Here is a 20,972-nt window from a genome sequence, read left to right on the forward strand (position 1 = left end):
GGCTGAATTAAGATGAGTGAGCGTAAAACAAAAGGGTCTGCACTCCGTCTGCTGATTCGCATTGCCGTGCCGGTCTGCCTGATCCTAGCAGGGGTGGCAGGATTTAATTATTTCAAGTCAAGGGAAGTGACACTCAAACGAAAACCGCCCCTTCGGCAGGCTGCCGTGGTAGAGACCCTTACCCTGGAACCGGGGAATTATCAAAGTTATGTTACGGTCATGGGGAAGGTCATGCCGGACAAGGAAATCATATTAAAAGCCCAAGTGTCCGGAGAAGTGGTGTCCATTTCTGAAAAGTTTGTCCAGGGCGGGTTGATGAAAAAGGGAGAGACCCTTCTGCGGCTGGAAGATTCAGATTATCAAATAGCGGTTCAAAAAGCCCAGAGTGCTGTGAATAAGGCCCTGTCAGACCTGGCCATTGAAAGAGGCAGCCAGCTCATCGCAAAAGAGGAGCTCAAATTGATTAATGAGGTTTCCCCGGTGGAGATGACGGGAACAGATCTGGCGTTGCGCAAGCCCCAGCTGGTCCAGGCAAATGCGGTGGTGGAGAGTGCCCGGGCAGACCTTGAACAAGCCCGGTTGAACCTGTCCCGGACCCGGGTCCGGGTGCCGTTTAATGCCCTTATCCTTGAAAAACAGGTGGATTCAGGGTCCCTCGTGCCTGCCCAGGGCACCCTGGCCACCCTGGTGGATGTGGATGCATACCAGGTTGAAGCCGTGGTGCCGCCGGACCGGCTGGCCGCCCTCAGGATCAATGAAACAACCGGCAGTGAGGCCATTATTCATTCCCAGTACTCGCAACAGACCTGGAAGGGCAAGGTGGTTCGAACCACCGGGAAAATAACCGACAAAAGCCGGATGGCCGGGGTCATTATCCTGGTGGCCGATCCCCTGGGCTTAAAGGGGACAGACAAGCGACCGCCCCTTCTGCTGGCGGATCATGTGGATGTCCGGATCATGGGACCCCGCCTGGAAAATGTCTTTTCCTTACCCCGATCCCTGCTCAGAGACGGGAACACGGTGTGGGTGTACCGTTCCGGGGTCCTTGAAATCAGAGCGGTGGGCCTTGCCTGGAAAGAAGACGGGGTGGTGTATGTCAATACCGGTATTCGTACCGGGGATGCCGTGATCACATCGGATCTGCCGGCACCGGTGAAAGGAATGGCCCTGCAGTCGGCATCCGGAGGCCGCCCATGACCCAGGGTGCGGATCCCCGGAAATTTCGAGGCCCCATTGCCTGGATGGCCGGCAATACCGTGGCCGCCAACCTGGTCATGGCCGTACTGCTGGTGGGCGGACTGTTTATGGGGTTTAGCATCACCCAGGAGGTGTTTCCGGAATTCAGCCTTGACCGGGTGACCATTTCTGTGGCCTATCCCGGTGCCAGTCCCGAAGAGGTGGAAAATGGTATTATCCGTGCCATTGAGGAGGCGGTGCAGGACCTGGAAGGCATTGATGAAGTGACGGCCACGGCCAGTGAGGGGGTGGCGTTTATCAGCATCGAAGCCCTGGAAGGAACCGATATCAATCGGCTGTGGCAGGAGATTAAAAGTGAGGTGGACCGCATCAATACCTTTCCGGATGAATCCGAAGATCCCCAGGTGATGATCGCCGCCAGGAAACGCGAAGTCCTCCGGGTGGCCCTGTACGGGGACGCGTTGGAAACAACCCTGCGGGCCCTGGCCGACCAGATCCGGGATGAGCTGCTCATGGATGAGGGCATCACCCAGGTGGAACTGGAAGGGGTTCGGGACCGGGAGATTCAAGTGGAAATTTCCCAGCAGACCCTGCGGCGGTTCGGCATTACCCTTCAGGATGTGGCCATTATCATCTCCAGGGCATCGGTGGAACTGGGGGGCGGCAGCATCAAAACCCGGGGGGGCGATATCCTTCTGCGGATCAGGGACCGCAAAGACTATGCCAGGCAATATGCCAGGCTTCCGATCATTACCCTGGAAGACGGATCCAGTGTATTGCTGGAAGATATGGCAACCGTGACCGAGGGTTTTGAAGATACGGACAATTGGGCGTCCTTTAATGGCAAGCGGGCCGTCATCATAGAGGTCTACCGGGTGGGGGATCAGACGCCGACCCAGGTGGCAACGGCAGGCAAAGCCGTGATCCAGCGCATCAATCGGTCATTGCCCGAGGGGGTCAGCCTCACCGTTTTAAGGGATTTATCCAAAATCTTTGCCCAGAGAGCGGATCTGTTGCTGCGGAATGGCTATTTCGGGCTGGGGCTGGTCTTTTTTTTCCTGGCCCTGTTCCTTGAAATCCGGCTGGCCTTCTGGGTCAGTCTGGGGATCCCCATCTCTTTTTTAGGGTCTTTTCTTTTTTTATCCCCCACGATGTTTTCCATTAATATGATCAGCATGTTTGCGTTTATTGTGACCCTGGGAATTGTGGTGGATGATGCGGTGGTGGTGGGGGAGAACATTTATTTTTGTCGACGTCAGGGACTGCCGTTTCTAACGGCGGCCATACAGGGAACCCGGAGCATTGCCATGCCCGTGGTCTTTAGTGTGATTACCAATATGGTGGCCTTTGTCCCGTTGCTGTTTGTGCCGGGCTTTATGGGAAAGGTGTTTAAAACCATTCCCATTGTGGTGATTGCCGTGTTCGGGGTCTCTTTGATTGAGAGCCTGTATATTTTGCCGGCCCATTTAAGTCATAAAAGCCGCCGGCCCTTATTTTTTCCCCTGAATTATCTTGAAAAATGGCAGGAACGGTTCAGCAAAGCCTTTGAAGCCTTTGTCAAAAAGAAATACGGCGGGGTGTTGTTCTGGCTGCTGCATCATCGCTATGCAGTTATTTCCCTGGGGATTGCATTGCTCCTGATCTCGGCCGGTTATGTGTCTTCCGGTCGCATGGGCATGGAGATGTTTCCCAAGGTGGAGTCTGATTATGCGTTTTGTGAAGCGTTCCTGCCCTATGGATCCCCCGCCCGGAGCTTGACCGCTGTTGAACAGCAATTGGTTCAAATGGCCCAGCAGGTGGTGGCTGACAATGGCGATCAGGATCTGTCCACGGGTATTTTTTCCCAGGTCAGTGATAACCGGGTCCGGGTCAGAATTTATCTGACCGATCCGGATGTACGACCCTTGAATACCTCCCAGGTCACCCATCTATGGCGACAAAAGACAGGGGTCCTTCCCGGGGTTGAGACCCTTACCTTTGAGTCCAACCGAGGGGGGCCGGGTTCCGGGAAAAATCTCACCGTCAGCTTGAGTCACCGAAACAAGGCGTATCTGGACCGGGCAGGGGAAGACCTTGCCCAAAGCCTGTCCGAATATCCCATTGTCCATGATATTGATGACGGATCTGCCAAGGGGAAAAAACAATTTGATATCACCGTGAGCCCGGCAGGCAAACAAATGGGACTCACCTCCCGGGAAGTGGCCAACCAGATCCGTCATGCCTTTCAGGGGGTCGCGGCCGTGAAAAACCAGCGGGGAAGAAGTGAGGTCACGGTCCGGGTCCGGTTACCGGCGACAGAACGCATGTCTGAAGCCACGTTTGAAGACCTGGTGCTCCAGGCACCGGCCGGGGAGATTCTGCTGCGCAATGCCGTAGATACCCTTGCCGGCAGGGCCTATACAACGATCATAAGAACCAATGGGAAACGCGAAATTTCCGTTACCGCCAATGTCCGGCCCCCTTCCCAGGCGGAAAATATTGTAACAGATCTGAAAAAGGATATCCTGCCGGCGCTGCTGGGCAAATATCCCGGGTTGTCGGTTAGTTTTAAGGGCCGTCAGGCAGATCTCCGGGAAAGTGTCTCGGCCCTGCTAAAGGGCCTGGGACTTGCATTGCTCTGTATTTTTGCCCTTTTGGCCATCCCGTTTAAGAGCTATCTGCAACCGTTTATCATTATGTTCTGTATCCCTTTCGGGATGATTGGGGCCATTGCCGGTCACCTGATCATGGGGTATTCCCTTTCCGTCATGAGTTTGTTCGGGCTGGTGGCCATGTCCGGGGTGGTGGTGAATGATTCGCTGGTGTTGATTGATTTTGCCAACCGACGGTATCGCCAGGGGGTGCCGGTGCTGTATGCGGTTCATGCCGCAGGGATTCAGAGATTCCGGCCGATTTTGCTGACCACGTTGACCACCTGCGGCGGGTTGGGGCCGATTATCCTGGAGACCTCCCGCCAGGCAAGATTTATGATCCCCATGGCCATTTCCCTTGGGTTCGGCATTTTGTTTGCCACCTTTATTACCCTTGTGATGGTGCCTTGCCTTTACATGATCCTTGAAGATATGAAACGCCTGTTTATCCCGGCAAAACAATTGCCGGAACCGGCATACGCACCAGAGGAACAGGAGATATAACCCATGAGTACGTTGAATTTAAACCGGGTCATGACGCCTCAATCCATTGCCGTGGTCGGGGCCAGCCCCAGGAAAGGCAGTGTGGGCGCAGTGATCATGGAAAACCTCATGGCCGGAGGATTTGCCGGAGAAATTTTCCCGGTGAATCCAAAGCATGCGGGTGTACAGGGGATTCAGACCTGGGCGGATGTTGCGGATCTTCCCCAGGCAGTGGACCTGGCCGTGATTGCCACCCCCATTGCCTCGGTCCCGGATATTCTTGAGGCCTGCAGCCGCAAACGGATGGGGGGCGCCGTGATTATTTCAGCCGGGGACAGTCTCTCCCGGGATCCGGAAAAAAAAATAACCGAACAGATCCGGGAGATCTCCCAAAGAACAGGACTGAGGGTCATTGGTCCGGACAGTGTCGGCATCGTGAACACGGCCCGGGGAATGAACACCAGTATCATGCATCGGATCCCCCTGCCCGGTAAAATTGCTTTTTTATCCCAGAGCGGTGCGGTCTGCTCGTCTGTCCTGGATATGGCCCTGCGGGAAAATGTTGGATTTTCCCATTTTGTAAACCTGGGATCCATGCAGGATGTCTGTTTTGCCGATATGTTGGATTTCCTCGGGTCGTTATACGAGGTGGAGAGTATTGTCATGTACGTGGAACGGCTGGTGGATATTCGAAATTTCATGAGTGCGGCCCGGGCTGTCTCCCGGGTCAAACCCATTATCGCATTGAAATCAGACCGGTCCGGTCCCCATATCCTCCCTTGTGAAGATGATATTTATGAGGCGGCTTTCAAGCGGGCAGGGATCCTGCGGGTCAGTGAACTTGAAGAATTGTTTGATTGTGCCCAGTTTCTGGCAAAGCAGAAACGTCCCCGGGGGTCGAGACTGGCCATTGTTTCCAATGGCAGCGGGATCGGGGTGATGGCCCAGGATGCCCTGGCCCGGCACGGGCTTAAGCCGGCAGACCTGTCTGAGAAAACCCTTGGTGACCTTGAAAATGTATTGAAAAAAAAATGGAGCCAAACCAATCCCATTGATCTGTCCAGAAGCGCATCCGACACCCATTATCTTCAGACGGCTGCCCTGTGCATGAATGCCCCGGAGATTGATGGCCTGTTGCTGTTGAGTTCTCCCGTGGGCACCTATGATTCCGAACCCCTGGCAAAGGAATTGGCCCTGCTGTTGAAAACCAGTCCCTGCCCCGTGTTTACCTCCTGGATGGGGGGGTTGGACGTTGATCGGTCCCGGGCGATTTTCAACCAGGCCGGCATGGTGAGTTATGAAACCCCTGAACGGGCCGTCCGGGCCTTTGTAAACCTGTATCAGTATGGGAAAAATATAGAAACGCTTCAGGAAATTCCCTACCGGACAGACACACGCCTGAATGTCAACCGGGTGAGGGCCCGGGAGATTATTCAACAGGGGCTAAAGATCCGGGGGGGACATCTGCCGGACCTCCTGGCAAAAGACCTGGTGGCCGCCTATGGCATTCCTGTAGTGGCCAGCCGGACAGTGGGTATCCCGGATTATGAGTTGACCATCAGTGCCCAGCGCCATCCTGCGTTTGGCCCGGTGATCCGGTTTGGCCTGGGCGGTATCATGACGGATGTGTTCAAGGATGTGTCCATGGCATTTCCCCCCCTGAACCGGCAGCTGGCCCGAACCGCCCTGGAAGAGACACGGATTTCAAAAGTGTTTGCCGGGTATCGGAAGATTGAACGACTGGACATGGCAGAGCTTGAAGAAATCCTGATCCGGTTGAGCCGGCTGGTGACGGATTTTCCGGAGATAGCAGCCATTGATATCAACCCGGTGCACGTAAAAGCGGGGCAAATGATGGCCGCCGGTGGCCGTGTGATCGTGGAGAAAACCCGGTTGAAATCGCCAGCCCATCTGATCATCAGCCCCTATCCCTACTGGCAGGAAACCGTTGTCCGGATCCGGGGGGATGAATCTCTTTTTGTCCGGCCTGTCCGTCCCAGTGATGCCCAGCAGATGATTGATCTGTTTGATGAACTGTCCCCGGAAACCGTGTATTTAAGATTTTTTTCCCCCATTAAAGAGATGTCCAGGTCCATGCTCATTAAATTGAGCCAGATTGATTATGACAGGGAAATCGCCCTGATGGCGTTTTCCGGAACTTCAGCGGACAGAAAACTTGTGGGGGTGTCCCGTATTATCTTTTTGCCCGATGGTAAACACGGCGAATTTGCCATTGTCCTGGCGGATGCGTATCACGGAAAAGGCCTGGGGAAAAAACTGCTCCACCATGCCCTGGTCTGTGCCCGGCAATACGGCCTTGAGCAGGTTTGGGGACCGGTGATCACCACCAATTCCCCCATGCTCAACCTGGCCAGGAACCTGGGGTTCAGGGTTGTAAGAGACCTGGATTCATCAGAATACAAAGTGATTCTTGACCTTGAGAATCTGGGGAAACTTTAAGGCGGATAAGGCGCTCAAGCCCCCCTCTGTGTTGGGAGGGTAAAAAGATGCAGGGAATTTTTATATAAAAATGCGACATCAGAGCCCCCGACGGGCCATGGGATCGGCCCGTTCGGACCCAAAGGCGATCCGCCCATTTGCCCTGCCGGGCGTTAAGAAGCGCAGGCTGTTTGAGGACACACCTGCCCGCAGTTCCTGCGCTTTAGACCGGTAGGGCAAATGGGCCGCTGACGGTCCGGGGCCGATCCCATCGCCCGTCGGGGGCGGCATAATACCATTTTCGTTATTGGTTGTGCCGTCAGGGCATAGCAGTTATTAGCGGTTAAAAAAGGATATTGATATGCACAAACACGGTAAGGATTATATTGTGTTTCCATTGGATTTTTCTTCCTTAAAGGAGGCAAAAGCCTATGTGAAACTTCTGGATGGATGGGTGGGGATGTTTAAAATCGGGCTGGAACTGTTCATTGACCAGGGTCCGTCCGTGGTCCGGATGATCCGAAAACACAGTGGGGCCAAAATATTTCTGGACCTGAAACTGCATGATATCTCTGCCACGGTTCACCGGGCCATGGCACGGGTGGCAGACCTGGGGGTGGATCTGGTCACGGTCCATTGTTCTTCTTCGGCGGCCATGCTGGAACGCGCCGTTGAAGGGGCAAAAGGGGACACCCGGGTTCTGGGGGTGACCCTGTTGACGGATAATGACCGGGAAACCCTTGAGGCCGCCGGATTTAAAGACCGGTTTGTACAGGATCCCCGCCTTCTGGTCCTGCACCGGGCCCGGATGGCCTATGAAGCCGGGTGCAGCGGGGTGGTGTGTTCCGGCCGGGAAGTCCAGCAGATCAAACAGCAGTTTGGACGAGACTTCCTGGCGGTCACACCGGGGATCCGGCCGGCATGGAGCCTGGTGGAACAAGATGATCAAAAAAGGATTACCACCCCGGGGCAGGCCGTTGCCCTGGGCAGTGACCTGATTGTCATCGGCCGGCCCATACGGGATGCCCAGGACCCTGCCGGGGCAGCCCAAACCGTTATTCAAGAGATTGAAGTCGCCTTGCGCCAGCCTTAACCGGTGCCATTATTTCCGGGGTTATTTTTCTTTGTCCAGTCCAAATGCCGAGTGGAGGGTTCTCACTGCAAGTTCAGCATATTTTGCCAGGATGACGCAGGAAATTCTGATTTCGGACGTACTGATTAACCGGATGTTGATATTCTCCGATGCCAGGGCCTGAAACATGGTGGCGGCTACACCGGAATGACTTTTCATTCCCAGTCCGATCACCGATACCTTGGCAATCTCAACTGCCGTCAGAATTTCATGGGCCCCCACCTCTTTTCCCACCCGTTCTGAAATTTCCCTGGCCCGTTCAAAGTCATCTTTGGTAACCGTAAAGGTCAAATCGGTTTCACCCCCCGAGCGGGTGTTCTGGATAATCATATCCACACCAATCTCTGCCTGGGCCAGGGGAGAAAATATTTTTGCGGAAATACCGGGCTGATCCGGCACCTTTTTAAAGGTGATTCTTGCCTCATTCATATCACAGGTAATACCGGATACCACCACACTTTCCATATCTGAACTCTCATTGACGACCATGGTTCCTTTCTCCTCATTAAATGATGACCGGACATGCACAGGGACATTATATTTTTTGGCAAATTCAACGGAACGGATTTGAAGTACCTTGGCACCCAATATGGCCATTTCAAGCATTTCTTCATAGGATATTCTGTCGATTTTTCTGGCACTGCTGCAAATTCTCGGGTCAGTGGTGTACACACCGTCTACATCGGTAAAAATTTCACAGACATCGGCTTTCAGGGCGGATGCAATGGCCACGGCCGACGTGTCTGAGCCGCCCCGGCCAAGGGTGGTGATGGCACCGTCTTCGTCCGCACCCTGGAAACCGGCAACCACTGCAATGTGGCCGTCGGCCAGGGCATGGAGGATGTTGGTGCCGTTAATATCCATAATTCTGGCCTTGCCTGAAATTTTGTTTGTCTGAATGCCGGCCTGGAATCCAAGAAACGATTTTGCCTTGTATCCCCTGGATTTGAGGATCATGGCCAGCAGTGCTGCCGTTGTCTGTTCACCCGTGGCCAACAGGACATCCAGTTCTCTTTTGTCAGGTGTTTTTGAGGCTTGTTCGGCAAGACGGATAAGACTGTCGGTCACACCTGACATGGCCGACAGGACCACCACGATCTGGTCGCCCTGGTCCTGGGATTTCTGGACCCGGTCTGCCACCCGGTTGATATGTTCAATGTCTGCAACAGACGTCCCACCATATTTTTGTACGCGTAAAGCCATAACAACTCCGATAGAGTAAATAGGTTAAATTATGGAAACAATCTGCTTAACAGATTTGTTCCCGATTGTCCAGAGGCAAAAACAGATATTTTTCGGTTATAGTGGTCATCAAATGTAAACCGTATTTCAAGATCAAATTGAAAGGAAATCTCCGCCAGGATCCCGGGCCACTCTACCACGATAACATGGGTGTCATCCACCAGGTCATCAAACCCGATGTATTCCAGTTCCTCCACAGATCCGAGCCGGTAAAGGTCCAGGTGGCAGAGGGTTAAGGTCTGGGCCGGATACTCATTGATAAGGGTGTAGGTCGGACTTGTGATATAGGTTTTTTCACTGATACCCAGTCCTTTGGCAAGTCCCTGGACAAAGGTGGTCTTGCCGGCGCCCAGATCACCGATCAGGGCGATGGACACCCCTTGGGAAATGCCTTTGCCCACCGCCTCTCCCAGTTCAAGGGTCTGTTGGGCACTTGTTGACGTCAGGGGGTTCACAACAGATCCTGATGAATGGTCCGGGGAATACGCTGGACCATATCAGTGGCCAGGAACCCGAACCGCCCCATGTCCCGGGACAGATGATCCGCACACAACCCATGGATGTAAACACCGGCAAGGCTGGCCTGTTCCGGGGAGAATCCCTGGGCACAGAAGCCGGCGATCATACCGGTCAGTACATCTCCCATTCCGCCACAGGCCATGCCGGGATTCCCGGTGGGACAGACATAGGATCGGCCATCGGGAAGGCTGACAATGGTCTGGGCGCCTTTCAGCACCACAAGGGTATCAAATGCCCTGGCAAATTTTGAGGCCCTGCCGATCCTGTCTGCCTGGATTTCTGAGACGGTTACCCCACACAGCCTTGCCATTTCACCGGGGTGGGGGGTGATGACGGCCGGGACTTTTTTCTCGTTCAACACATCTGGGGTATCTGCAATCCCGTTGAGGGCATCCGCATCCAGAATCAGGGGGACCTCACTGGTTTGAATGAGGGCCTGGACCAGTTGCCGGGTGCCCGCCCGGGTGCCGAGACCCGGACCCAGTGCCAGGGCCTGTTTCCCCGTTAAAAGGGTTTGAATCTCCGCCAGACAATGATCGGATAAATACCCTTTTTCCCGTTCCGGTAACGGGCAGGTCATGGGTTCTAAGACCAGGGATTCCATGATGGGATTGAGGCTCTGGGCCACCCCCAGGGTGACCAGTCCGGTTCCGCACCGCATGGCCGCATTGGCGCAAAGGGCTGCAGCGCCGGTTTTTCCCACTGAACCGGCAATCACCAGCAGATGACCGTAACTGCCTTTGTGGGTCTGGAACCCCCGGGGATGAAACCAGGCTGCAATATCCTTTTTTTCCATCACGGAGAGGGAAATATTTTTTTCCCGGGCAATGAAATGGGGAATACCAATATCAATGACCGCAAGATCACCGGTGTAGGTCTGTCCCGGATAGAGAATCTGGCCCCGCTTGGCGGCGGCAAACGTGGCCGTGGCATCGGCCTTCACCGCAACCCCCTGGGGCTGACCTGTATCCGAATGAAGGCCTGAAGGAATATCCACTGAAAAAACGGGATTTGGGGAGGCATTCATCAATTCAATGGCTGCCTTGAAAATTCCCCGGACCGCTGAATTCAGACCGGTTCCCAACAGGGCGTCAATGAAAAAATCATGATGAAGCATCTTTGTTTTATGGTGTTCAAACGCCTCGGCATCCGGTATTTCAATGAGGGAACAGGCCGGGGATCGATCACATAGTTTTTCAACAAGATCCATATTGTTTTTTGCATCTCCGGCGACCTTATGCTTGGGCGACAATAAAAAAACAGTGACGGGAATGCCCTTTTCCATTAATAACCGTGCCATGACAAATCCATCTCCGCCATTATTTCCCCGGCCGGCCATCACGGCAATTTTCTTTGCGTGAAGCAGACCAAATTTTCTAATCAGAAAATCAAAGGCGCCCCGTCCTGCGGTTTCCATTAAAACGCGTCCGGGAATGCCAAAAGATTCGATGGTCTGTCGGTCCATATCCTGCATTTGATTCGCGGTAACAAGTATCATGGGTTTCCTCCCTTGATCGAATAATGTGTTCACCTGTAAATCCAGATTATCTTACATGATTTTACGGTAATTTAAACCCCTTTAACGGTTAAAATTTTTTCCAAAGAGAATCCGTTATTGAATAATCGCCGGAGATGTATTAATAATATGCTTACTCAAATTTTTGATGTTGAATGGATGACAGGATTTGTGGGGTCTTTCCCGTTGATAGTGCATTGAACCAAGAGGCTCAAGATGACGCATAAACCGGCTTATGAAGAATTAGAAGAAAAAATTCGGTTTTTTGAATCGGAAACCGCCAAAAGAAAAAAACTGGAGGCAGAACTTCATGAAAAAAGTCAACGTCTGATTGATACCAATAAAAGCCTGGAAAAGGCCATGTTTGTCTCCAATCAAATGACCGCAGATGCTGAAATCAGGAACTACCAGCTGGAACTGGAAATTCAACAGAGAATCCATTCTGAAAATATCAATAAAGCCATTTTTAAAATTTCCAATGCCATCAATACAACCGAAAGCCTGGTTGACCTCTACCGGGAGATCCATCAAGCCCTGAAGGGGGTCATGGCGGTCAATAATTTTTTTATCGCCACCTATGATCAAAAAAAAGACCTTGTGTCCTTTCCCTATCTCGTGGACAATCAAGGGGATGCACCGCCTTTTTTATCGGATATCAGCCTGAAAAAAGGATCCCTGACACGGGCGGTCATTGTTTCTGAAAATCCGGTATTTATAACACAGGATAAATCGATTAAAGGCGATGGGTCCATTGATCTGGAAGCCTGTCTGGGGGTTACGCCCCAGGCATGGCTCGGTGTACCCTTAAAGATAAAAGGCGACGTGATCGGGGTAATGGCAACCCAGAGTTATACCGATAAAAATCAGTACTCCCTGTCGGATCATGATATTTTTGTGTCCGTATCAGAACAGGTGGCCCTGGCCATCGAGCGGAAACGCGCCAATGAAGCCTTATTGGAGAGTGAGAAAAAGCACAAAACCATATTGGCCAGTATTGAGGATGGATATTGTGAAGTGGACAAAACCGGTTTGTTCACGTTTGCCAACGAGGGCATGTGCAAAATTACCGGGTATACCGGCCAGGTATTGCTGGGGATGAACAGCATTGACATGCTTTATCCTAAAGATAAAGATCGGGTGATGAACGTCTTAACCCAGACGTATCACTCGGGTGGATATTTGACGGAACTGACCTATCGAATGGTTCGAAAGGACAGGTCCGTCAGGCATGTTGGCGTCTCCGTATCCATCATGACGGGAATTGGGGGCAAAAAGATCGGATTCCGGTCGGTGGTAAGGGATATTGACAAACGAAAAAAAGTTGAAGAAGAGCTGATCTATACGGCTTCCCATGATGCACTGACCGGCCTGAACAATCGAAAAGCATTTTATGACTATTTTGATCGCTGCCAGCAGCGATCAAACCGGGAAAACAACAAAATCGCCCTGTTTTTTCTCGATATTGATCGATTCAAACGGGTGAATGATACCCTGGGCCATGAAGCGGGTGACGCGCTGCTCAAGGAGATTGCCAACCGGTTAAAAACATCCCTGAGAAAAACAGATTTTATTGCACGGATGGGGGGCGATGAGTTTATCATTCTTATTGATACACATTTGAGTTTTCAGCCTGAAACCGTGGCCCAAAAAATTGTATCCCTGTTGTCCGCCCCCTACCACATCAACCATCATACCATTGACTATATTTCTTCAAGCCTTGGTGTCAGTATCTTCCCGGATGATTCAACCGATGTGAATGAATTAATCAATATGGCTGACAAAGCCATGTATCGTGCCAAGCAAATGAAAAATCAATACCGGTTTTTTTTCCGGCCGGGCCCAGAGGAATAAAATCTGCAACCGTCCCCTGTTTTGACGGCCGCCTGTCCTGGCCTCTTTTCCCGGGCCGTTATTATGCCGGACACAGGTTTTGACTTTTCAATGGAAAGTGACTATATTATGCTTCACTTTTTTTAGGACACAGGCATCAATGAAAGGCAAACGGACAGGATATGGAAATACCTGAGGTTAAAATCGGTTCCGGATATGATGTTCACCGGCTGGTATCGGGCCGGAAGTTGATCATCGGTGGTGTCCATATTGACTTTCACCGGGGCCTGGCCGGTCATTCCGATGCCGACGTGTTGGTTCATGCCGTGTGTGATGCGATTCTGGGTGCGGCAGGACAGGGGGATATCGGCGATCATTTCCCGGATACAAATCCTGCCTATAAAGGCATTTCCAGTATGATCCTGCTGGAAACGTGTGCGGCATTGCTGGCCAGTGAAGGATATGCCGTAGCCAATATGGATTGCATTGTGTTTGCCCAGGTTCCCCGGATCAGTCCCTACAAGCGGCAAATGGAAGAAAATATTGCCCGGGCGTTGAAAATGGCGTCCCACCTGGTGAATGTAAAGGCCACCACCACTGAAAAACTGGGGTTTGTTGGAAAAGAGCAGGGCATTGCCGCCCAGTGCACGGTATTGGTCACCGCCATCCCCAAACCAGACACCAGGGAAACCTATAATGGGAACGAATAGAACAGGAAAAATAGAATGGGTTTAAAAGTATATAATACCTTGCATGGTAAAAAAGAAGAATTTGTCCCCTTGACAAAAGGGCGAGTCAAAATGTACGTCTGCGGTCCCACTGTATACGATACCAGCCATATCGGTCATGCCCGTTCCGTTGTGGTGTTTGATACGATTTTCAGATGGTTGACCCGGCTGGGGTATGCGGTTACCTATGTGAGAAACTTTACAGATGTGGATGATAAGATCATTAAAAAATCCAATGAGCTGGGGGAAGCGTGTTCAGCCATTACGGAAAAATATATTGATGAATTCCACGCGGAAATGGATGCCCTCAATGTGTTGCGGCCCAGTGTTGAACCCAAGGCCACCGAGCATATTCCGCATATTATTAATTTTATCCGGATGCTCATTGACCGGGGCAAAGCCTATTTTGTCGACGGGGCCGGGGTTTATTTTTCCATTGATGGCTTTAAGGAATATGGTAAATTGTCCGGCCGGAATCCCGAGGACATGCGGGCCGGGTCAAGAATCGCCGTGGATGAACAAAAGAAAAACCCCCTGGATTTTACCGTGTGGAAACCGGCAAAGCCGGGGGAGCCTTTCTGGGAAAGCCCCTGGGGCAACGGCCGGCCGGGCTGGCATATCGAGTGTTCGGCCATGAGCTATGAATACCTTGGGGAAGGATTTGATATCCATGGGGGCGGCAAAGACCTGATCTTCCCCCACCATGAAAACGAGATCGCCCAGAGTGAGGCGGTCTTTGGCCGGCAATTTGTCAAATACTGGATTCACAACGGGTTTGTGGACATTAACAATGAAAAAATGTCAAAATCCCTGGGCAATTTCACCATGATCAAGGAAGTGCTGGACACGTATCCCCCTGAGGTGATCCGCATGTTCCTGTTGTCCAATCATTATCGCAGCCCCATTGATTACAGTGAAGATTCCATGAGAGAGGTTTCCATGGGGCTGGACCGGATTTATGCCTTTCTTGAACGACTGGAAAACGCCGGTGTAACCGGTGACGGGTCTCAAACGGGCGCGTTGTGGGATGATTTTTCCCATGCCATGAACGATGATTTCAATTCAGCAAAGGCCCTGGGCGATGTGTTTGATGCCGTCAAAAAAGGGAACCGGCTGCTGGATGATGTTCATGACAGGCCGGATGACGATGTCCTGAAATCCTTAACCCTCGTTTATACCGATATTCGGGCCATCTCCCGGATCCTGGGGATATTTCTACTGGACCCCCATACCTATTTCACCGATAAAAAAGAAAAGGGCATGGCCGACCAGGCCATTGATCCCCTGGAAATCGAAGACTTGATCCAGCAGCGGGCAGATGCCCGGGCGAACAAGGATTTTTCCCGGGCGGATGAGATCCGGGACCAGCTGCAACGCCGGAACATTGTCCTGGAGGATGGCCCCCGGGGAACCACCTGGCGAGTGGAATAGACCTTTCTATATCCCCTTGAAATGCATCCTTTTTCACACAGCCCTTATCGATCCGGCCCCATTCACCGATCCTGCCGGAAAATTTTTTGTTATGGCTCGATTGCCGGTATGACCCTTGTGGAAGTGATGATCGCAGTGATGATATTAGGCATTCTCATGACCGGTTTGACACAAATTTTCGGCACGCTCACCCGGTCCATGCAGTTTGCCGATGATCATTCCCAGACCAACGGGACCGCGTATTTTGCCATGGCCCGGATGGTCAGTTTCGTTGCGGGTACCGATGAGATCCAGATGCCTGGCGATGATGCGGCCGAGCATGATCAGTTGATCGTGGCAGAGCGGATCCTGGACCTGGTCGACAACACCCGGGCAGCCGGCAGCGATGGGATCCCGGATGCCGATACCGATGGGGACGGCCTGGTGAACGAGGGCGGGGGCGATGTGAAAGAGTATGTGTCCTTTGCGCTGGACAAGACCGATCCGGACAATTGGAAACTGGTGGAAACCCTCCCGGATTATCAGACCGCGGATACCGCCGATACCCGATCCCCCCAGGTCATCTGTGAACATGTCACCGGCTTTGTCACCCAACAGCTGACCCCCGGTGTGGTGCGCATCCGCCTGGCCACCGGGAAAAATGCCATGGCCGCTGTCCTGGAAAACCGGGCCCTGGCCCGGCTGCTCACCCCCTGAAATGCCACTGGTTCCTGTTATTTTTTTTTCAGTTTTGCCCAGGCATCCCTCAAGGTCACGGTCCGGTTAAATACAGGGTGATCCCCAAGGATGTCTGTTGAGCCTTGGTGCGCTGAATCCAGGCAAAAGTATCCCAGCCGTTCAAACTGGTACACGGTTTCAGGGGCTGCCTCCCCCAGGCTTTTCTCCAGCTTGCAGGATGCCAGGGTTTCCAGGGAATCGGGATTTAAGTTTTCAATAAAATCCTGTTTGTTTTGTTCCGGGTTTTCATCTTTAAACAGCCGGTCATAGAGATTGACACGGGCATCAATGGCATCTGCTGCATTGACCCAGTGAATCGTGCCTTTGACTTTCCGGCCGTCCGGGGCATTGCCCCCTTTGGTGGCCGGGTCATAGGTGCAGATCAGTTCGGTTACCTTACCATCAGGGTCTTTGATCACCTGTTTGCAGGTCACAAGATAGGCATACCGCAACCGGACTTCCCGGCCGGGGCCCAGGCGGAAGAATTTTTTCGGGGGCGCCTCCATGAAATCATCCTGTTCCACATAAATTTCCCGGGAAAAGGTGATGGTTCGGGTGCCCATTTCCTGTTTCTGGGGATGGTTTTTGGCCACCAGCTCTTCAGTCCGATCCTGGGGATAATTTTCAATGGTGACCTTTAGGGGCTTTAATACGCCCATGACCCGGGGGGCTGTTTCGTTCAGGTCATCCCGTAAACAACTTTCCAACAGCCCCATATCAATGCGGCTGTCTTTTTTGGAAACGCCGATAATATCACAGAACTGCCGGATGGCCGAAGGGGTATAGCCCCGTCTTTTCATTCCTTCCAGGGTGGGCAGTCTGGGGTCGTCCCAGCCCTGGACATGGTTTTCTTCCACCAGTCGCTGCAGTTTCCGTTTGCTCAACACGGTAAAGGTGATGTTCATCCGGGCAAATTCAATCTGCTGGGGGTGGCAGGGGGTTTCAAGCTCGTCCAGGATCCAGTCATACAAAGGCCTGTGATCCTGAAATTCAAGGCTGCACAACGAATGGGTGATGCCTTCCAGGGCATCGGAAAGACAATGGGTAAAATCATACATGGGATAGATGCACCATTGATCCCCGGTCCTGGGATGGGAGGCTTTTTTCACCCGGTAAATGATGGGATCCCTGAGGTTGATATTGGGGGAGGTCATGTCTATTTTGGCCCGGAGGGTATGCTCGCCTTCACCAAACTCACCCGCTTTCATCCGGCCGAACAGGTCCAGGTTTTCTTGTACTGATCTGTCCCGGTAAGGGCTGTTTTTGCCCGGTTCGGTCAAGGTGCCGCGGTATTCCCGAATATCGTCGGCCGTCAGGCTGCACACATAGGCTTTGCCTTTTTTGATCAGCTGGACGGCAAAATCATGGAGTCGGTCAAAATAGTCCGAGGCAAACAAGGGGGTGCCATAGTCAAATCCCAGCCAATTGACCGTTGATTTGATGGAATCAATATAGACCTGCTTTTCTTTTGTGGGATTGGAATCATCAAACCGTAAATTGCACCTGCCATTAAACTTGCCGGCCATATTGAAATTCAGACAAATGGATTTAGCATGGCCGATATGAAGATATCCGTTGGGTTCCGGTGGAAAACGGGTGACGACCTTTCCCTGGTTTTTATTGTTGTTTATATCTTCTGTGATAATTGATTCAATAAAATGTCCCTTTTTAATGTCTGCGTCCATTTATCTGTTTATCCTTGCAGTTAGTGTTGAATTTAAAAGTTCTTATCTCAACTTTCGGACGTTAGCTTTAATCGACGGGGTCAGGCTTTTTTTATGGTGCTTTTTATCACTATTTCATAACCAGACAGGTAAAAAGTGCCATAAGGAAAGCCTGACCCCATGTAAAAATGGCCAACTCCGAAAGTTGAGCTCTTATTTATCACAGTTTTGATTTGAGAGGCAAACACTATTGCGTTTTATCATGAGAAGTGGTGTTCTTTTCCTGTCTTCCGGCATGGTTTTGGTGTAGGATAGGAGGGAACAAGGTCAGGCTTTTTTTGGGGTGAAGGCGATCATTATCCCGTGCTCAGCCGGGAAAAAAATAATAAAGATGGCCTGACCTCATTTGTTGATGACCCCAATTTATGTGTCTGGAGAAAAATTGAAAATGAATGAAGACCGCCTGGTGAAAATTGAAATAAAGATTGCCTTTCAGGAAAAGACCATCAAAGACCTGAACGATGTCCTTTACGAACAGCAGCAGGAGATCGAAAGACTCGGTTTCATCGTTAATACCCTGGTCAAGCAGCTGAAAGCGGTCTCGGAATTCGTCCCGGGAAGTGCTGCACCGGCAGATGAACAGCCGCCCCATTACTAGCCGCCAAAAAAATAACCCCCTGGCGCCGGGTGTAATGGGGGGCCTTTAAAAATGTGGCTTTATGCTGCCGCCTTTTGGGCCAACATCTCCCGGATTTTAGCCACTTCCGTATTGGCCAGATATTCGTCAAAGCTCATGAGCTGATCAATGACGCCACCGGGGGTGATCTCGATGATCCGGTTGACCACGGTATTCACGAACTCGTGGTCATGGGAGGTGAACAGGATCACCTCCGGGTATTTGACCAGGCTGTCATTTAAGGCGGTGATGGATTCCAGGTCCAGGTGATTGGTGGGTTCATCCAGTATCAGGACATTGGATCCGGCCAGCATCATCCGGGAGAGCATGCAGCGGACCCGTTCCCCCCCCGACAGGATATTGATCTTTTTCAAGGCCTCTTCCCCGGAAAAGAGCATCCGCCCCAGGAAGGTCCGGGCAAAGCTTTCTCCTTCTTTGGGAGGCGCAAACTGCAGGAGCCAGTCGATGAGGTTTTGGTCACCAGTGAAAAACGCGCCGTGTTCTTTGGGAAAATAGGAATGGGAAATGGTGACGCCCCAATTAAAACTACCGCTGTCCGGTGCCATCTCTCCGGCCAGGATCTGGAAGAGGGTGGTCTTGGCCAGGCTGTTTGTACCCAAAAAGGCGATTTTATCCCCGTTGTTCACAACAAAACTCACGTTGTTCAATACCTTTTCTCCATCAATGGTCTTGGTGAGTCCGTTGACTTCCAGGATGACATTGCCACAGGCACGTTCCGGCTGAAAGCTGATAAAAGGATATTTTCTGGAGGATACCGGCATGTCTTCAATGGTGAGTTTTTCCAGGAGTTTTTTCCGGGAGGTGGCCTGCTTGGATTTGGAGGCATTGGAACTGAACCGCTGGATAAAGGCCTTCAGGTCATTGGCCCGGTCCGTGGTTCGTTTGTTGTCCGCCTGTCGCTGCTTCAGGTTCAGTTGACTGGCCTGGTACCAGAAATCGTAGTTGCCTGCGTATACTGATATTTTGTTAAAGTCAATGTCAGCAATGTGGGTGCACACCTGGTTCATGAAATGGCGATCATGGGAGACCACAATGACCGTGTTTTTGAACCGGTAGAGAAAGTCCTCCAGCCAGGCAATGGACCGGATGTCCAGGTTGTTGGTGGGCTCATCCAGCAGCAGGACGTCCGGGTTTCCGAACAGGGCCTGGGCAAGGAGGACCCGCACTTTTTCTCCGCCTTCCAGTTCCTTCATTCGCTTTCCGTGGGCGGCTTCGAAAATCCCCAGGCTGTTCAGGAGTACGCCGGCTTCCGACTCGGCTTCATAGCCGTTCATCTCCCCGAATTCGATTTCAAGCTCCCCGGATTTAATGCCGTCGGCCTCGGAGAAATCCGGTTTGGCATAAAGGGCATCCCGCTGGCGCATGGTATTGTACAGCTTTTCATGGCCCATGATCACCGTGTTTAAAACCGTGTCCTCGTCAAAGGCAAAGTGGTCCTGTCGTAACATGGCGATGCGCTCCCGGGCGCCCACAAAAACATCTCCCGAGTCCGCTTCGATATCCTTGGCAAGGATTTTTAAAAAGGTGGATTTCCCCGCACCGTTGGCGCCGATGAGTCCGTAACAATTGCCCGGTGTAAACTTTATATTAACGTCTTTGAACAGGACCCTCTTGCCATAGGCCAGGGTGATGTCACTTGTGCAAATCATGGTTGGTTGGTTTCCTTATTTTATTAAACAGAAAACCACAGGACGGATCCTGTGGTTTCAAAATCGGCTGTAATATATCATTTTTTCCGATAAAAGAAAACCCCTGTTTTTGCCTTGGGTTCCCGACGGATCATTGAATGGTGATATGGCCGCTGATACCGCTCACCCGGATGGTCCGGGTCTGGCTGCCGGCGGCTATCACATAGTCAACATCGGCAATCCGTTCGTTTCCGACCCCATCAAAGGTCAGTTTGACCGGTCCGGACAGAATCGTCACGGTTTCCAGGCCCGGCACGGTGTCAAAGTCAATGGTATACCAGCTGTTTGTCAGCGGGTGAAGGACCACGCCGTCGGCATTGACCGGCGGGGTATTGTTCAGTTGCAAGGGGGGCACTGCATTGGGGTACGGGGCCGTGTCCACGATCGCGAAGCTGTTGTTTGCCGTTGAAAGGGTCAGCTTAAACGGTCGCTGGTAGCGCCTGGAAAGGGATGCCGCGTATTCGACCCCCGAGACCATGATTTGGCAGGCACGGAACAGTCGCCGGTCCAGCGTCCAAGTGTTGACGGTGGCAAAGCTCGCCATGCCTAAAATACCAATGATCATAATGACGATCATCAGCTCCAGCAGGGTAATTCCCCTTGAACAGGATGCCGGGACAAGGCCGGGGCCTGGAAACCCGACCGGTTTCAGCCATGATGTTTTCCGACGCAACCGGTTGTTCATTTAAAAATCTGCCTTCAGGGTTTTAAAGACAATGGTGTCCAGGGTGACTGAAATTTTTATCAGACCACCAATACCGCTGCTGGCATCCGTGATGCTCACCTCCGGTACATACGTCTGGCCGTTAAAACTGACGGTTTCCTGGGCAGTGGCCGGTCCGCCTAGGACAGCGGCAAGCGAAGTCGGGTACCCCATGTGGGGGTACAGGGTAGCGTAGGACAGCCCGGTCAGCCGGTTCAGGGTTCCCTGGGCCCCTGCCGTCATCACTGCCCTGCGGTGCTGGTCGGCCATGGCAGCAAATGATGGGAAAAATGAAGAGATCATGGGGCCGATGGCAATGGCCATCAAAAGAATCACGATCATCAGGTCCATCATGA

The 20,972-nt window shown here is 52.1% G+C and carries 17 protein-coding genes; 10 read left to right on the top strand and 7 right to left on the bottom strand.

What is annotated here, in order from left to right; genetic code table 11:
- Positions 1-12 precede the first annotated feature (12 nt).
- The 5 genes from Q1Q15_RS15935 to pyrF all read left to right on the top strand — a co-directional run bounded on the left by Q1Q15_RS15935 (position 13) and on the right by pyrF (position 7,842).
- Positions 13-1,197 carry an efflux RND transporter periplasmic adaptor subunit gene (locus tag Q1Q15_RS15935; RefSeq protein ID WP_300462059.1) on the top strand — a complete coding sequence of 395 codons (1,185 nt, stop codon included), beginning with the start codon at positions 13-15 and terminating at the stop codon, positions 1,195-1,197.
- On the top strand, positions 1,194-4,331 hold the full coding sequence (locus Q1Q15_RS15940) for an efflux RND transporter permease subunit (protein ID WP_300462062.1): 3,138 nt from the start codon (positions 1,194-1,196) through the stop codon (positions 4,329-4,331). Before Q1Q15_RS15935 ends, Q1Q15_RS15940 begins: the two co-directional genes overlap by 4 nt.
- A 3-nt stretch (positions 4,332-4,334) precedes the next feature.
- Positions 4,335-6,770 carry a GNAT family N-acetyltransferase gene (locus Q1Q15_RS15945; RefSeq protein ID WP_300462064.1) on the top strand — a complete coding sequence of 812 codons (2,436 nt, stop codon included), beginning with the start codon at positions 4,335-4,337 and terminating at the stop codon, positions 6,768-6,770.
- Positions 6,771-6,840: 70 nt separating this feature from the next.
- A complete protein-coding gene (locus Q1Q15_RS15950; RefSeq protein WP_300462067.1) occupies positions 6,841-6,984 on the top strand; it encodes a hypothetical protein in 144 nt (47 codons plus the stop codon).
- A 126-nt stretch (positions 6,985-7,110) separates the two neighbouring features.
- Positions 7,111-7,842, top strand: a complete 732-nt coding sequence (gene pyrF / locus Q1Q15_RS15955) for an orotidine-5'-phosphate decarboxylase (RefSeq protein WP_300462069.1) — start codon at positions 7,111-7,113, stop codon at positions 7,840-7,842.
- Between the two features lie 21 nt (positions 7,843-7,863).
- On the opposite strand, the gene Q1Q15_RS15960 is transcribed toward pyrF, so the two are convergent.
- Genes Q1Q15_RS15960 through Q1Q15_RS15970 form a run of 3 tightly spaced genes read right to left on the bottom strand, consistent with a single transcriptional unit; the run spans position 7,864 to position 11,140 of the window.
- Positions 7,864-9,084 (bottom strand): aspartate kinase, encoded by a 1,221-nt coding sequence (locus Q1Q15_RS15960; protein ID WP_300462071.1) that lies wholly within the window; start codon positions 9,082-9,084, stop codon positions 7,864-7,866.
- Between the two features lie 29 nt (positions 9,085-9,113).
- Complete coding sequence (gene tsaE, locus Q1Q15_RS15965) at positions 9,114-9,578, bottom strand: tRNA (adenosine(37)-N6)-threonylcarbamoyltransferase complex ATPase subunit type 1 TsaE (protein WP_300462074.1); 465 nt, start codon at positions 9,576-9,578, stop codon at positions 9,114-9,116.
- Positions 9,575-11,140, bottom strand: coding sequence for an NAD(P)H-hydrate dehydratase (locus tag Q1Q15_RS15970; RefSeq protein WP_300462077.1), 1,566 nt, complete (start codon positions 11,138-11,140; stop codon positions 9,575-9,577). The genes tsaE and Q1Q15_RS15970 overlap by 4 nt, the downstream gene beginning before the upstream one ends.
- 234 nt (positions 11,141-11,374) lie before the next feature.
- On the opposite strand from Q1Q15_RS15970, the gene Q1Q15_RS15975 reads away from it, so the two are divergent.
- From Q1Q15_RS15975 to Q1Q15_RS15990, 4 genes are all read left to right on the top strand, one after another.
- Positions 11,375-13,009, top strand: a complete 1,635-nt coding sequence (locus Q1Q15_RS15975) for a diguanylate cyclase (RefSeq protein ID WP_300462080.1) — start codon at positions 11,375-11,377, stop codon at positions 13,007-13,009.
- Between the two features lie 161 nt (positions 13,010-13,170).
- A complete protein-coding gene (gene ispF, locus Q1Q15_RS15980) occupies positions 13,171-13,698 on the top strand; it encodes a 2-C-methyl-D-erythritol 2,4-cyclodiphosphate synthase (protein WP_300462083.1) in 528 nt (175 codons plus the stop codon).
- A 15-nt stretch (positions 13,699-13,713) separates the two neighbouring features.
- A complete protein-coding gene (cysS, locus tag Q1Q15_RS15985; protein WP_300462086.1) occupies positions 13,714-15,147 on the top strand; it encodes a cysteine--tRNA ligase in 1,434 nt (477 codons plus the stop codon).
- Between the two features lie 108 nt (positions 15,148-15,255).
- Positions 15,256-15,843, top strand: a complete 588-nt coding sequence (locus Q1Q15_RS15990) for a prepilin-type N-terminal cleavage/methylation domain-containing protein (RefSeq protein ID WP_300462088.1) — start codon at positions 15,256-15,258, stop codon at positions 15,841-15,843.
- A 17-nt stretch (positions 15,844-15,860) separates the two neighbouring features.
- Here Q1Q15_RS15990 and Q1Q15_RS15995 read toward each other — a convergent pair whose 3' ends face one another.
- On the bottom strand, positions 15,861-17,549 hold the full coding sequence (locus tag Q1Q15_RS15995) for a glutamine--tRNA ligase/YqeY domain fusion protein (protein ID WP_300462091.1): 1,689 nt from the start codon (positions 17,547-17,549) through the stop codon (positions 15,861-15,863).
- A 427-nt stretch (positions 17,550-17,976) separates the two neighbouring features.
- Here Q1Q15_RS15995 and Q1Q15_RS16000 point away from each other — a divergent pair, with 427 nt between their 5' ends.
- On the top strand, positions 17,977-18,186 hold the full coding sequence (locus Q1Q15_RS16000) for a SlyX family protein (RefSeq protein WP_300462094.1): 210 nt from the start codon (positions 17,977-17,979) through the stop codon (positions 18,184-18,186).
- Between the two features lie 59 nt (positions 18,187-18,245).
- Here Q1Q15_RS16000 and Q1Q15_RS16005 read toward each other — a convergent pair whose 3' ends face one another.
- From Q1Q15_RS16005 to Q1Q15_RS16015, 3 genes are all read right to left on the bottom strand, one after another.
- Positions 18,246-19,874 (bottom strand): ATP-binding cassette domain-containing protein, encoded by a 1,629-nt coding sequence (locus Q1Q15_RS16005; protein ID WP_300462096.1) that lies wholly within the window; start codon positions 19,872-19,874, stop codon positions 18,246-18,248.
- 130 nt (positions 19,875-20,004) lie between these two features.
- Complete coding sequence (locus Q1Q15_RS16010) at positions 20,005-20,598, bottom strand: type II secretion system protein (protein ID WP_300462099.1); 594 nt, start codon at positions 20,596-20,598, stop codon at positions 20,005-20,007.
- Positions 20,599-20,970, bottom strand: coding sequence for a hypothetical protein (locus tag Q1Q15_RS16015; RefSeq protein ID WP_300462101.1), 372 nt, complete (start codon positions 20,968-20,970; stop codon positions 20,599-20,601). It lies immediately after the preceding gene.
- Positions 20,971-20,972: the final 2 nt, after the last annotated feature.

This window comes from Desulfobacula sp., assembly GCF_030145145.1.
In the GTDB taxonomy this organism is placed as follows: Bacteria; Desulfobacterota; Desulfobacteria; order Desulfobacterales; family Desulfobacteraceae; genus Desulfobacula.

What these genes read in the sequence shown, in the direction of transcription:
- Q1Q15_RS15935 (WP_300462059.1), top strand. Translation starts at nt 13, where the DNA reads ATGAGTGAGCGTAAAACAAAAGGGTCTGCACTCCGTCTGCTGATTCGC.
- Q1Q15_RS16005 (WP_300462096.1), bottom strand. Translation starts at nt 19,874, where the DNA reads ATGATTTGCACAAGTGACATCACCCTGGCCTATGGCAAGAGGGTCCTG.
- Q1Q15_RS16015 (WP_300462101.1), bottom strand. Translation starts at nt 20,970, where the DNA reads ATGATGGACCTGATGATCGTGATTCTTTTGATGGCCATTGCCATCGGC.
- Q1Q15_RS15940 (WP_300462062.1), top strand. Translation starts at nt 1,194, where the DNA reads ATGACCCAGGGTGCGGATCCCCGGAAATTTCGAGGCCCCATTGCCTGG.
- Q1Q15_RS15960 (WP_300462071.1), bottom strand. Translation starts at nt 9,084, where the DNA reads ATGGCTTTACGCGTACAAAAATATGGTGGGACGTCTGTTGCAGACATT.
- Q1Q15_RS16010 (WP_300462099.1), bottom strand. Translation starts at nt 20,598, where the DNA reads ATGAACAACCGGTTGCGTCGGAAAACATCATGGCTGAAACCGGTCGGG.
- Q1Q15_RS15950 (WP_300462067.1), top strand. Translation starts at nt 6,841, where the DNA reads ATGCGACATCAGAGCCCCCGACGGGCCATGGGATCGGCCCGTTCGGAC.
- ispF (WP_300462083.1), top strand. Translation starts at nt 13,171, where the DNA reads ATGGAAATACCTGAGGTTAAAATCGGTTCCGGATATGATGTTCACCGG.
- pyrF (WP_300462069.1), top strand. Translation starts at nt 7,111, where the DNA reads ATGCACAAACACGGTAAGGATTATATTGTGTTTCCATTGGATTTTTCT.
- cysS (WP_300462086.1), top strand. Translation starts at nt 13,714, where the DNA reads ATGGGTTTAAAAGTATATAATACCTTGCATGGTAAAAAAGAAGAATTT.
- Q1Q15_RS15995 (WP_300462091.1), bottom strand. Translation starts at nt 17,549, where the DNA reads ATGGACGCAGACATTAAAAAGGGACATTTTATTGAATCAATTATCACA.
- Q1Q15_RS15975 (WP_300462080.1), top strand. Translation starts at nt 11,375, where the DNA reads ATGACGCATAAACCGGCTTATGAAGAATTAGAAGAAAAAATTCGGTTT.
- Q1Q15_RS15990 (WP_300462088.1), top strand. Translation starts at nt 15,256, where the DNA reads ATGACCCTTGTGGAAGTGATGATCGCAGTGATGATATTAGGCATTCTC.
- Q1Q15_RS15945 (WP_300462064.1), top strand. Translation starts at nt 4,335, where the DNA reads ATGAGTACGTTGAATTTAAACCGGGTCATGACGCCTCAATCCATTGCC.
- Q1Q15_RS15970 (WP_300462077.1), bottom strand. Translation starts at nt 11,140, where the DNA reads ATGATACTTGTTACCGCGAATCAAATGCAGGATATGGACCGACAGACC.
- Q1Q15_RS16000 (WP_300462094.1), top strand. Translation starts at nt 17,977, where the DNA reads ATGAATGAAGACCGCCTGGTGAAAATTGAAATAAAGATTGCCTTTCAG.